The sequence below is a fragment of the Cyanobacterium sp. T60_A2020_053 genome, from assembly GCA_015272165.1.
In the GTDB taxonomy this organism is placed as follows: Bacteria; Cyanobacteriota; Cyanobacteriia; order Cyanobacteriales; family Cyanobacteriaceae; genus Cyanobacterium.
The window spans coordinates 14,958-27,537 of sequence record JACYMF010000041.1 but is presented as its reverse complement, the minus strand read 5'-3'; the positions used below and the strand labels follow the sequence as shown (position 1 = coordinate 27,537).

The 12,580-nt window shown below is 35.6% G+C and carries 14 protein-coding genes; 9 read left to right on the top strand and 5 right to left on the bottom strand.

Translation table 11 applies throughout. The features are described from left to right. Positions 1-4 precede the first annotated feature (4 nt). Positions 5-739 carry a Uma2 family endonuclease gene (locus IGQ45_06335; protein MBF2056833.1) on the bottom strand — a complete coding sequence of 245 codons (735 nt, stop codon included), beginning with the start codon at positions 737-739 and terminating at the stop codon, positions 5-7. Between the two features lie 160 nt (positions 740-899). Here IGQ45_06335 and IGQ45_06330 point away from each other — a divergent pair, with 160 nt between their 5' ends. The 3 genes from IGQ45_06330 to IGQ45_06320 all read left to right on the top strand — a co-directional run bounded on the left by IGQ45_06330 (position 900) and on the right by IGQ45_06320 (position 3,420). Then, positions 900-1,016, top strand: coding sequence for a photosystem II reaction center protein I (locus tag IGQ45_06330; protein ID MBF2056832.1), 117 nt, complete (start codon positions 900-902; stop codon positions 1,014-1,016). Positions 1,017-1,102: 86 nt separating this feature from the next. Further along, the gene (locus IGQ45_06325) at positions 1,103-2,416 is read left to right on the top strand and encodes a recombinase family protein (protein MBF2056831.1); all 1,314 of its coding nucleotides are present in this window, start codon (positions 1,103-1,105) and stop codon (positions 2,414-2,416) included. A gap of 167 nt (positions 2,417-2,583) precedes the next feature. Beyond that, positions 2,584-3,420, top strand: a complete 837-nt coding sequence (locus IGQ45_06320; protein ID MBF2056830.1) for a TMF family protein — start codon at positions 2,584-2,586, stop codon at positions 3,418-3,420. Positions 3,421-3,927: 507 nt separating this feature from the next. Here IGQ45_06320 and IGQ45_06315 read toward each other — a convergent pair. Together IGQ45_06315 and IGQ45_06310 are read right to left on the bottom strand one after the other, a co-directional pair. Next, the gene (locus tag IGQ45_06315) at positions 3,928-4,593 is read right to left on the bottom strand and encodes a HEAT repeat domain-containing protein (protein MBF2056829.1); all 666 of its coding nucleotides are present in this window, start codon (positions 4,591-4,593) and stop codon (positions 3,928-3,930) included. 419 nt (positions 4,594-5,012) lie between these two features. Then, complete coding sequence (locus IGQ45_06310) at positions 5,013-5,549, bottom strand: dCMP deaminase family protein (GenBank protein ID MBF2056828.1); 537 nt, start codon at positions 5,547-5,549, stop codon at positions 5,013-5,015. 170 nt (positions 5,550-5,719) lie between these two features. Here IGQ45_06310 and IGQ45_06305 point away from each other — a divergent pair, with 170 nt between their 5' ends. The 4 genes from IGQ45_06305 to IGQ45_06290 all read left to right on the top strand — a co-directional run bounded on the left by IGQ45_06305 (position 5,720) and on the right by IGQ45_06290 (position 10,019). Continuing rightward, the gene (locus IGQ45_06305) at positions 5,720-6,826 is read left to right on the top strand and encodes an S-layer homology domain-containing protein (GenBank protein ID MBF2056827.1); all 1,107 of its coding nucleotides are present in this window, start codon (positions 5,720-5,722) and stop codon (positions 6,824-6,826) included. Positions 6,827-7,217: 391 nt separating this feature from the next. Beyond that, positions 7,218-8,549: an FADH(2)-oxidizing methylenetetrahydrofolate--tRNA-(uracil(54)-C(5))-methyltransferase TrmFO gene (trmFO, locus tag IGQ45_06300; protein MBF2056826.1), complete on the top strand. Its 1,332-nt coding sequence runs from the start codon at positions 7,218-7,220 to the stop codon at positions 8,547-8,549. 171 nt (positions 8,550-8,720) lie between these two features. After that, positions 8,721-9,554, top strand: a complete 834-nt coding sequence (locus tag IGQ45_06295) for a UDP-3-O-acyl-N-acetylglucosamine deacetylase (protein ID MBF2056825.1) — start codon at positions 8,721-8,723, stop codon at positions 9,552-9,554. A gap of 321 nt (positions 9,555-9,875) precedes the next feature. Next, entirely contained in the window at positions 9,876-10,019 is a 144-nt protein-coding gene (locus IGQ45_06290; GenBank protein MBF2056824.1) for a hypothetical protein, read from the top strand. Between the two features lie 33 nt (positions 10,020-10,052). Here the strand turns inward: IGQ45_06290 and IGQ45_06285 are convergent, their stop codons facing one another. Together IGQ45_06285 and IGQ45_06280 are read right to left on the bottom strand one after the other, a co-directional pair. After that, a complete protein-coding gene (locus IGQ45_06285; protein MBF2056823.1) occupies positions 10,053-10,391 on the bottom strand; it encodes a DUF86 domain-containing protein in 339 nt (112 codons plus the stop codon). Continuing rightward, complete coding sequence (locus IGQ45_06280; protein ID MBF2056822.1) at positions 10,384-10,728, bottom strand: nucleotidyltransferase domain-containing protein; 345 nt, start codon at positions 10,726-10,728, stop codon at positions 10,384-10,386. The genes IGQ45_06285 and IGQ45_06280 overlap by 8 nt, the downstream gene beginning before the upstream one ends. Positions 10,729-11,064: 336 nt before the next feature. Here IGQ45_06280 and IGQ45_06275 point away from each other — a divergent pair, with 336 nt between their 5' ends. Both IGQ45_06275 and IGQ45_06270 read left to right on the top strand, forming a co-directional pair. Further along, a complete protein-coding gene (locus IGQ45_06275) occupies positions 11,065-11,232 on the top strand; it encodes a hypothetical protein (GenBank protein ID MBF2056821.1) in 168 nt (55 codons plus the stop codon). Between the two features lie 345 nt (positions 11,233-11,577). Further along, positions 11,578-12,558, top strand: coding sequence for an NAD(P)-dependent oxidoreductase (locus tag IGQ45_06270; GenBank protein ID MBF2056820.1), 981 nt, complete (start codon positions 11,578-11,580; stop codon positions 12,556-12,558). The last annotated feature ends 22 nt before the right edge of the window (positions 12,559-12,580 follow it).

Below are 12,580 nucleotides of genomic sequence, written 5' to 3'. Positions count from 1 at the left end.
AAACTTAATTGTCGGGAAATTCGTCAGGATTAATACCTAATTCTTGTAGTTTTTGTTTCCATTTTTCAATTTTTTGTAAAGCTAATTCCTTCTGTTGCCTTTCATATTCTTTCTGTTGTCTTTCATACTGGCTAGATTCTTGAGGGGTTGGCACTAATTTACCATCAGAGGTGAAGTAGCGCAATTTTCGCTCATGTATACCTAAATATAATTCTAATTGCTCTGAATATAACCAACCTTGCTCATTAGGTTTAATGGCTTGATATTTTCCCCCTACTAACCTAAAACCTTGAAATTCGAGGGTAAAAGGATCAAACCAAAAATAATCTGGTGTTCTAAATATATCTTGATAAATCTCTTTTTTTTCTTCTCTGTCTGTTTTGGCAGTACTATCGGATAAAATTTCGACGATAACATTAGGATATTTTCCCCCTTCTTCCCACACTACCCAACTTTTGCGGTTTTCATCGTTACTGGTATTTAACACCACGAAAAAATCAGGTCCTCGAAAATACTCGGATTTTTTTTGATTTGGACTGTAATATATGGTTAAGTTACCAGCACAAAAATAGTCTTCCTTATCTGCCCATAGTAATTGTAAGGAATTGAGTAGGATAATAATTTGTTGTAAGTGTTGATAGGTTTCCAATGTTGGTTCATTACTCCAAAATTCACCTTGTGGAAAGATTATCTCATTTTTTACGGTGGAGGGCGCTGTTATTTTTTCGTTGGCAACCATAATTTTAAACTCTATTGAATAATCAGCTAATATTTTTTGATTATAACCCCTTCTTTGCTATGGCAAAATTTAGGGTTTCAATTAGCCTAAAACCTGTTTCTAAACTTGAGACGATAATTTGGTAGAATATGCTAATGATTAAATAATCGGAGTAAATAAAATGTTAACTTTAAAAATTGCTATCAATATTGTGGTTGCCTCTTTCATCTTATTATTTGTTTTTGGTTTCTTGTCAGGAGACCCAGCGCGCAACCCCGGACGCAAAGATTTAGACTAATAATATCATGGGCTATTAAATTTTACAAAAAAGCAAGGGGTATAAACTCCTTGTTTTTTCCTAACTAATATTTTATCATTGAGCTTTTGTCGATCATCGTTTATAGTTACATTGAGCCTAGTTTTCAAGAAATCCCTTCTTCTTTCTGTTGGGGTTTGGAAGTAGATAAAATTTATCAAGATATTGGCAGTCGTTATCAGTTAGACAAACTTTTTGCTGATTGTCAACAAAATCCCCCGCAATATCTCTTGATTCAAGGTTTAGAAGAATTAGGCGATAATCTAGCTGAGGTGTGGCGGGCGCTGGATTTTTTAGAGTCTTTGTCTGTAGAAATTATTGCTGTTAATCAGCCTTATAATTCTAGTCAATTCAAAGTTATTGGCAGTGAAGAAAAACGAGAAAAATTAACTAAGATTTGGCGAGATATTGAGCAAAAAATTTATAGTCATAAACTTAAAAAAAGTCACGCTGAAAAACGGTTGAGGGCGCACCTCCCCCCGGGTAAAGCACCTTATGGTTATCAAAGAGGTCAAGAAAATTATCTCATTAATCGAGCCACAGCGCCTATCATACGCTCATTTTTTGAAAGGTTTTTATTATATGCTTCTTTGACGGATAGTGTTAATTATATAAAAAGAAAATATAACAAAAAAATTGCGTTAAGCACAGCTTTAAATTGGTTAAAAAATCCTGTTTATCGAGGTGATTTAGCCCATAAAAATAAAACCATTATGGCTAATACTCACACGGCAATTATTAGCAGAGAAGAAAGCGCCCAAATCGAGAGAATTTTAAAGAGTCATCGCCGATTTTCTTCCCGTAGCACCAGCGCCCGTCACTGTTTAGCTGGATTAATCAAATGTCAAACTTGTGATTCTTTGTACAAAATCAATCAAGTTAATCAAAAAAGAAAAGAGCAAAAATATCTCTATTTAACTCCTGTTCAATGTTTTAAAAATATGCCTTGTCCTTCTCTTATTTATGAGAAAATTTTAAAGGAAATCATTAACATAATTTGTCAAAAATTACCACAAAAATCAACAAATTTTAATCAGATAAATATAGAAGAAGTGGCAGAACAATTCAAATCAAACATTATTAGTAAACAGCAGATATTAAGTAAATTAGATAATTTTATTAAAGAAAATATTTTAGATATAAAAACGGCTGAAATAAGAAAATATCAGCTTAATCAAGAAATTGTCGAATTAAAAGAAAAATTAGCACAACTTCCTCCAGCTAATTTAGTAAAAATGAGTAGTGATTTAGCGTTACCTCAATTTTGGCACGATTTATCAGAACCAGAAAAAAGATTTTATTTAAGAGAATTTATTAACCAAATTTATCTTGATTATAATGACAATCATGAGTTAATTATTAACTTAGAATTTGTATTTTAAAAATTGTCTCTCACCATTTTTTTAATATTTGTGGCAAAATAATACTAGAAAAATTACGTCAAAAGGGCAAAGAGCAAAGGTAAATTTAAAGATAGCTTGAACTACTCTGTTTCTTTGCTCACGTCTTAACAAACGGGGTTTTAAACCCTTTATTATTCGATAAGATTATGGCAGAATCCATTAGTATTTCTAACTCTCATCCCAGTATCTCCTTATTTATCGAGCGTTTAACTGAGTTTAGCCAGTCAGGTTGTCGCATTCCTACCTCAGAAGAATTGAAACAAATTGCGGAAGAAGTTGGTATTTCCCCTGAAGATATTGCGTTTGCCCGAAAAAGGGCTGGTGATAACTATACTCGAGCTCAAGGTTACTGTCGTTATCGTCATTGGGATGAAGCCATTAACGAGTTAGAGGAGGCGTTGGCTTTTATTCCTACTAATTCTGAGATGTTACATTTACTGATTGCTTCTTATTTGGGGCGCTGGCAACGGTATCATAAAAATCAGGATGAAAAGTTGATTCGTTTTCGTATTCGTCAATGTTTGGAGATTCAAGCTGATGATGAGAAGGCTTTAGAATTATTAGGGGTATTGGATCAATCTATTAAAAATCGTCAGTTATTTAACTTTACAGTGGGGGCTCTGTTTTGTTTGGGTTTTGGTTCATTGATTGGTTTTTTTGTACTTAATGAAATTTCCCTTAATGGTGTTAATTCTCGTCGTCAACAAATGGAGACTTTAGAGCGAGATTTTCAGCGACAAATTGACAATGTTAGATTATCGGGGGAGGGCGCTGTATTGACTCTTTCAACTCAAATTCGTGAACAAGGAGAGATGAATTATGCTCTTAGTGATAAAATCACTATGTTAGAAGGGGAAATAAAAAGATTAAAAGAAGAAAATAAAGTTTTAGCTCAAAATACTCGCAATTTTAATCAAAGAATCCAAATTTTAGAGCAAGAGTTAGAAGAAGTTAAATCAATCCCCACTTCAGAGAATCAATAATAGACATCTCCAACAATAGTTGAAGTAATTTACTCACCGTGTAATGAATTACACGGCTAATAGGTTTACGTTCAATAAATTGAACTAAGATTATTTTGAATTGATTTGTAAGTGATCGCGCAGCGGCAGCCTTCGGCTGATCAAGCGGACTTTATATTAAATAAAGGCTTCAAGCAGAATATAGCGTTTTTCATTATCATGAGGTACATTCATTATTCTTAAGTCCCCCTTTTTAAGGGGGATTGAGGGGGATCATCTTGTACCTCATAAGGGTGGAAGTTGCTATAAAACCCAAAAAAAGTGTGAAAACATAGTGTTTTTTCTTCAAAATTTCTAATTTTTTTACTACAAATCAACAATCATTGATGAAAACTAGGAATTTTTAAGAAGCTATTATTATGCTAGAACCTTTGATTTTTCATTTTTTAACCTGATACCTGACACCTAACGCCTGGTACCTATCCTCATCAAAAGACTTTTTCAGCAACCCGTAGTTATTTTTAGGGTTTAATGTCCTAGTTTTTGTAAAGAGAAAAGCGCTGCTTCTGATACTTGAGAATTGGCATCTCTAACAAGATATTTAAGAGCGGAAATACTTTTTTCAGTATTAAAATTTCCCAGAGACTCTGCTAGTCTTTGACGAATTAACCAATCTTCTGACTGGGCAAAATTGAGTATCTCATCCACACAATCTTGTGCTTTTATTTCCCCAAGGGCAGAAATAGCCGCTTGTTCTAAAACTGTTTCGCCACTGTGTAGCGCCCGTAACAAAACATCTTTAGCTCGAACATCTCCCAGATTACCCAAAGAAACCGCCGCACTAAAACGCACTAACCATTCTGTATCTTCATGAAAAGCACGGACAAGAAAATCAAAAGCGCGTATATCCTGAAGATAACCCAGCGCCCCTGCCGCATCGGCGCGAATACCGTAATCAGCATCAGTTTCTAATAATTTCACCAAAATCGGGAAACACTCTTCCGTTTGCTTCACCCCTAAAGCAAACACCGCCATAGAACGCACTTGTAACACATCGTCATTAATAACCTTAATGATCAATGGTACAGCGTCTTTTGCTTCCACCTGTCGCAAAGAAGCAAGGGCTAATAAACGATCTTTGGAGTTGTCGCTGTCGAGGCGCGCTGATATTTCGGCGAGATTAACTGTACTCATATTCTTTAATATATTTAACATTTCTTTACACTTTTCATTATAGACAATCAAAATTAGCTTTTAACTGCTATTTATGGTTTGCACTCATTAGTGGAGTAGTGAAGGGCAAGAGGCAAAGGTTAAAAGGTGACTAGGTTTCAGGCTTCAGGTTGCAGGTTTCAGTGGTAATTTTCAAACCTAATACCTAAGACCTGACCTGACATCTTTAAGCATAATAAAAATTCAAAAAAGTGCTAAAGATAATCTTTTTTCGCCAAAAAATCTGTATTTCTGATCTCCTAATCAAAATTACTGATAGAAATGAGCAATTTATGAAAAATAACGATTTGGCTAAAGTCTTTAATTTATAAGCATTTCACCTGAAACCTAACACCCGAAGCCTGACACCTTCCCTCACCAAAATACTTTTTCAGTAACCCCTATTTAGACTTTCGAGACACAGGGGCAACTAAAAATTGACTAGCTTTATGGGCGACGCCATCACGGATAACCATTTGATGGAGATTAACTAATTTGTCTTGCACATAATAATCTCTCACTGTGAGACGATCACCGAGGTTAAAATCAGTTTCATAAAAAACCTCCTTAATTCCAGCAGAAATGATTAATTTTAAACAGGAGATACAAGGCTCAAGGGTGACATAAATAGTAGCGCCCTCCGTTGCTATACCGTGACGAGAAGCAAGGGCAATGGCGTTAGCCTCTGCATGAACGGCGCGGGATGGTAATTCTCTACTAGCATCACAACTGCTCAAACCTTCATAGCAAAAGCCTTGCGCTGTACAATGAATCGAACCAGAAGGAGGTCCATTATAACCTGTTGCTAATACTTGACGATTTTTGACAATGACAGCGCCCACCGGAAAAGCTAAACAAGTGGAGCGAGTGGCGGCGAGTTTTGCCATTAACATGAAATATTCATCCCAACTGGGGCGATTTTCTTCTCTATCGGTCATTTTTAAATTTTTACTAATATTGTGCTAAAGTCATTGATTAATCAGCTCTTTAATTTGTCAAAAGGGCAAAGGATAAAAAATTTAGAATTTAGAATTTAGAATTTAGAAAACAATTACTTCTACATTTCTTTCATTATCCATTGTCAATTATCCATGGTCAATCGTCAATTATGTCATTTTTTCGTCATTCTTTAGTTTTATCTTTGCTTTTCTTACTCGGTTGCAGTGGTAACGAAAATTTAGCATCTCGTTTTGCACCGGATGCCAGTTTATCCCCCAATGATACCACTGCGGTGGAGGGCGCTGATCCTACCACTACCATTAAATTACCCTACACTGTCACCGTGCCGATTTATGACAATGCAGAGATAGTAAAAACAGAAGGAAAAGAAGTTTTTTGGACATCTTCAGACCCCATTAACGTAATTTCCGACTATTATAAGCAACAACTAGAACAGAAACAATGGCAAGTGCAAGTAGCGGAAGATAATTCATTAACTGCCACCAATGCCGAGAAAAATTTTAACTTGACAATGACTTTTACAGTCAATGGCAATCAAACGGAATATCAAATGTTAGGGACTGAAATTACCCCTACGGCAACAGAAGAAACTCCACAAACTCCACAAACTCCCCTTAACGCAGAAGTGGAAACTAATCCGGAAAACCCTTTAGCAATATTGCAACAGAAGGGAATCGTTGAATCCAGCGCCCTCCAACCGCAGGAAATTATTACTCGTCGAGAGTTTGCACGGTGGTTATTTAAAACCAATAATCTGTTATATGCTGATACGGTGGGCAATGTCATTAAAGAAGCTAGTAGTAACAGTCAGCCGGTATTTAGCGATATTAACAATGATGACCCTGATTTTGGTATTATTCAAGGATTAGCGGAGGCTGGGATAATCCCTTCCCGTTTAACGAAAGATGCCAGTGCCAGTAATTTTCAACCCAGCGCCCCTCTCACCCGTGCCGATTTGCTCAACTGGAAAATACCCCTCGATTTTCGCCGTGAAAGAGTGGATAATGTCACCATTGACAGTGTTAGAGATACTTGGGGTTTTCAGGATGTTAATGATTTAAGTCCCCAACTATGGCGTAACTTGTATTTAGATTGGCAAAATGGCGAAAATGCTAATATTCGTCGGGCTTTTGGTTTTACTACTCTTTTTCAACCCCAAAAAAGCGTCTCGAAAAATGAAGCGGGAATTGTTTTACTACGCATGGGGAATCAAGGTGACGGGCGCTGGTTAAATTCTTCAGATGCTCAGGAGTAACAGAAATTGAGGCGTTGCTGATTTAAGTTATGAACGTTATGGTAAAAGTACATCTGGCATTACTGAATTGGGATATGAAACATTAATGAATTACAGCAAATATATAATACTCAAAATATTATTACTACTCCCTACCCCAAGCAAAAACATATTTAAAATCAGCAACGCCAGATGGAACTATAGTTTCAGTTAACTTTTATCGTCTTTATGAAAATATTAGTTTTCCTTCTTTGTTTCGCAAAATAACAAAAAAGGAGTAATTGCTATAAGGGATTTAGTCTTGCTATATGACATGGTAATGGCGAATTAATTGTAATAATAATAAGTAAGAAAGCAAAATCAATTATGTGTAGGCATCAGCGCCCTTCACCATAGAACAAAAATACTAACCATGAATCAACAAGAAATTATCGTTATTGGCGGAGGATTAGCTGGCACAGAAGCCACATGGCAAATCGCCCGGGCAGGAATACCAGTCACCCTCTACGAAATGCGCCCAGCGCACCTCTCCCCAGCGCACCACAGTGAAGATTTAGCGGAATTAGTATGTAGTAACTCCTTTGGGGCAGATGCCACGGATCGAGCAGCCGGATTACTCCATGAAGAATTACGCCGTCTTGATTCTATCATTATTAAAACAGCAGACGAGCATAAAGTACCGGCGGGGGGAGCTTTGGCGGTGGATCGAGGGGTATTTAGTCGTACTCTCACCGAAACCCTTGCTAATCATCCTTTAATCACCCTGAAAAGAGAAGAAATTAAAACCATTCCCTCTGACGGTATCGTAGTTTTAGCCACCGGTCCTCTCACCAGTTATCCCCTCGCCCAAGAATTGCAGAAATTTACAGGCATGGAATACATGAACTTTTTTGATGCCGCTAGTCCCATTATAGTGGGAGAATCCATCAATCAAGACATTGCTTTTTTAGCGTCACGTTATGACAAAGGAGAAGCTGCTTATTTAAATTGTCCTATGGATAAAGAACAGTATTTGCACTTTTGGCAGGAATTATGTCAAGCTGAACAGGCAGAGTTAAAAGATTTTGATCGAGAAAGTTCTAAATTTTTTGAAGCCTGTTTGCCCATTGAAGAATTAGGGCAACGGGGGGAAGATACCATGAGATATGGACCGTTGAAGCCTATTGGTTTATTTGATGCTCGTTTGGGGGATTTTCGAGAAAATAAAGACAAGCGCCCCTATGGGGTGGTACAGTTACGCCAAGAAGACAAAGCCGGGCAACTGTGGAATATGGTTGGTTTTCAGACTAATTTAAAATGGGGTGAACAAAAAAGGGTTTTTCGTCTTATACCCGGTTTAGAAAATGCTGAATTTGTGCGCATGGGAGTGATGCACAAAAATACGTTTCTCAATGCGCCTCAGTTATTATCTCCCACTCTACAGTTTAAACATCGTGGTACGATGATGGGCGCTGGGCAGTTAATTGGCACGGAAGGCTATACAGCGGCGGCGGCGGGAGGTTGGTTAGCGGGGGTTAATGCTAGTCGTGTTTATCATGGTCAAAATCCCCTTGTACTATCTCCTGTGACGATGATGGGCGCTTTATTCGATTTTATCAGTTCGGCTGATGCCAAACACTTTCAACCGATGCCCCCTAATTTTGGCATTTTACCACCGTTAGAAAAGAAAATTAGGAGTAAAAAAGATCGTTATCAGGCTTATGCTCAGAGGTCTTTAGCCGAAATTGATACCATTACTATTTAACAACTCTTAGTTACTTACTACCTACCTTACCGCAGTTTTCATTTTCTTAAACCACACTTTAGATTGTCCAAAAAAATCCCTTTGCGCCTTCGCGCCTTTGCGTGAAACAAAAAACGTGGTTTACTCATGTGGAATGCTCTGTAACTAATAACTTACATAATCAAAGTAAAAATTAAATTTAATATGTTTAAATCATTTCAACTATCAGGAGTTGGGTTACACTCTGGGCAAGAATGTACAGCGCACCTCACCCCAGCCAAGAAAGGCGAAGGGCGCTTTTTCGTCAGAACGGATTTATCACAGCGCCCGATAATCCCAGCTACGATTGCATCTGTTACCAGTACAATTTTATCCACAGAATTAGGTCAAGGAGAAGCAAAAATTAGAACCGTGGAGCATTTACTGGCTTCCCTTTGTGCCTGTGGTATCGATGATGTGATGATTGAGGTGAAGGGCGCTGAATTACCACTGTTAGATGGGTCTGGAGAATTGTGGGTAAATAATATTCTCAATAATCTCGATAACAAAACTCCCACTTTTTCTTCATCGAGTATTAGTATAAAAGAACCAATTTGGGTAAGGAAAGACGATGCTTTTGTAGCGGTATTGCCTTCGGAAAAAATGCTGTTTACCTATGGTGTGGACTTTCCCTATGCCGAAATACAAAATCAATGGCATACATGGTATCCTGAGCGAGAAAAATTTAGCACGGCCATAGCGCCCGCCCGCACGTTTGGTTTTGCGGAACAAATCCAACAATTACAACAAGCTGGACTCATCTTAGGAGGCAATCTTAATAATGCCCTTGTTTGTAGCCAAGATGGTTGGGTAAATCCTCCTTTACGCTTTGAAAATGAACCCGTGCGCCATAAGATACTGGATTTAATTGGTGATTTAAGTTTACTTGGTAGTATTCCGTGCGCCCATTACCTTGCTTATAAAGCCAGTCATCAGCTACACACAGAATTAGCTCGCCGTATCATATCTTTAAATGGGGGTTATTGAAAAAATGCTTTCAAGTGTTAGGTATTAGGTAAGCTAAGACGCATTTAACTTACATTGACTAATTCACCTTTATTGTTAAATTTTTTACTCCAATTAATAACTAAACTTCCTTCGTTCAATAAGTACGTTGAAATATTCACTCATGGATTTTTACAATTTCAATCTTTACTTCAATTATAATCAGACTACTACCCTCCCCCTCATACCAAAAATTTAAAACTATTCAACGAGTTAGGAAAACACAAAATTGATCATCTATTTTCCCCTAGTATGAATACAATTAAATTAGTTTACAAATCTAAAATAATCAGGTAGTAGGTTATGGTCAAAAATGTTCCCCTAGCCTACAAAAATAAGGGTTTCAGGGCTTTTAATTTATTGGTAACTCTCGGTATTGGTTCTCTGGGATTATTGCTGTCTCAAACTTCGGCGGAGGGCGCTGTTCATTCTAGTGCAATGAATTAAACTCTTTAATTCTTGATAGGAAATTCTCACAATTTAACTTTCATCGAGTGGCAAAAGTGGATAAATATACTCATAAAGAGTGGGCAAATTAACAGTAATAACAGTCCAAACTTCTTCCAAATCAACATTATCATATTCATGAGTAATAATATCTCGCATTCCTGCAATTTGTCTCCAAGGAATAGAAGGATGTTGTTTTCTAAACTCAAGAGATAATCTTTTTGTCGCTTCGCCAATAATCATAATTCTTCTCAGAATAGCATCTTGTTTTTCTTGATTATTTAGCAACTCTTGATAACTAATATTATCGATATAGTTAGATATTAGTTCAATAGCTTGACAAATATCTATTAAAGTGCTTACATCACGCATGATAAATTACCTGACATGAATTTAAAATTGTCTGTTTTTTAAGCCAATTTTTACTATTTTTTATGGTATTTTTACTAACTAAATCTACAGGGCGATGGCACATTTTTTCTAGTTTTTCCTTGAGGGCAATTTTTTCTAATAAACCTCGATTAGCTAGAGGAGAATAGGTAATAAGAAAATCTATATCACTTTGATTATTAAAATCATCTCTTAAAATAGAACCAAATACAGCTAATTCTGCAATATGATTCTCTTGACAAAAATTGATTAATTCTTGCGGTTCGATCTTTAATCTTTGATAGATTAATTGTTCTTGATCAGATAACTGTAAAATAATCATAAATTATCACTTTATAATAAATCTAAAAAATTATTAATTGTTAAATCATAATCTTTCAGGCGTTGGTTAATGATCATATGAAACATGGCTGAATTACAGCAAATATATAACATTCAAAATATTATTATCATAAGTACGTTGAAATATTCACTCATGGATTTCCACAATTTCAATCTTTACTTCAATTATAATCAGACTACTGCCCTCCCCCTCATACCAAAAATTTAAAACTATTTAATGAGTTAGGAAAACACAAAATTGATCATCTATTTTCCCCTACTATGAATTACCATTAAATTAGTTTACAAATCTAAAATAATCAGGTAGTAGATTATGGTCAAAAATGTTACCCTACCTTACAAAAATAAGGGTTTCAGGGCTTTTAATTTATTGATAACTCTCGGTATTGGTTCTCTGGGATTATTGCTGTCTCAAACTCAGGCGGAGGGCGCTGTGCCCCAAGCAAAAACATATTTAAAATCGGCAACGCCGACTTTTTAAGTAATAAAAATTATCAGAGCTTGAAAATGGCTGAAACTATATTTAGTAAAGCAAGTCTATCGAAAAGTGACAGATCAGGGTTATAGTACGAACGTTGAAAGAGAAAACAACTGGGTAGAATTAGTCTTTTTAAGTTATATAAATTTATGGGCAAGTAGAAATTTGGCTCAACAAGTCACCTCTGATTTACAGAAATATCATTTGAAAAATCTGCTTAACAAAACCTCAATTTAACAGTACTTTCAGCTATTTTAGGACTGATGATAAGAAGAGCTTAAAATTTTTACTTGGTAAACGATGAAGGGCGCTATAATATCGATAATTTGTCGTTTTGTAAGAATAAAAATGCGTATTTTCGTTACGGGAATTAGTGGTTGCATAGGTCATTATATTGCTGAATCTTTAATTAAAGAAACCGACCATGAGTTATTTTTTTTAGTGAGAAATCCTGCTAAATTAGGATTTGATTATAATTATCGTTCTGGTATCAATATTATTCAAGGTAGTTTAGAAAATATATTAGATCATTGTGAGTTATTAAGCACCATTAATATTGCTATTTTAACGGCTACTTGTTGGGGGGGAGAAAAAGAATCTTATCAAATTAATGTGGAAGCTAATCTTAATTTAATTAATGCCTTAAATCCTAACCGATGTGAACGTGTTATTTATTTTTCTACTGCTAGTATTTTAGATCGTCATAATCAATTATTATCAGAAGCTGGAAAAATTGGCACTGATTATATTAGAACAAAATATCAATGTTTTACGCAACTTACGAATGTTCCTTTAGCTGATAAAATTATTACTGTTTATCCGACTTTAGTCTTTGGTGGTGGTGAGAATAAGCCTTATTCACATTTATCAGGGGGTTTAAAAGATAGTCTTAAATGGATGAGTTTAATTCGTTGGTTTAATGCTGATGGTAGTTTTCATTTTATTCATGGTCAAGACATCGCTACAGTTATAACTTATTTAGTTAATAATGGTGATGAATTAAGTCCAATTTATAATAATAAATTAGTGTTGGCTAGTGAGCCTTTAACGGTTAGTAAAGCTATCAAAGATATTTGTCAGAAAATTAACAAAAAAGTTTATTTTCAATTTCCTTTACCTATTTGGTTAGCTAATTTTTTTATAAAAATTTTTAAAATTCAAATGGCTGAATGGGATTACTTCTGCTTGAATTATCGTCATTTTACTTACGATAGTTATGTTAATCCTACTACTTTTAATTTACCTATTTATGCACCAAAAGTTAGTGATTTATTTGATGATTTAAAAATATCAAAAGGGCAAAGGGCAAAAGGCAAGGGGCAAAGGTAAATGTAATCAGCAATTTATGGAA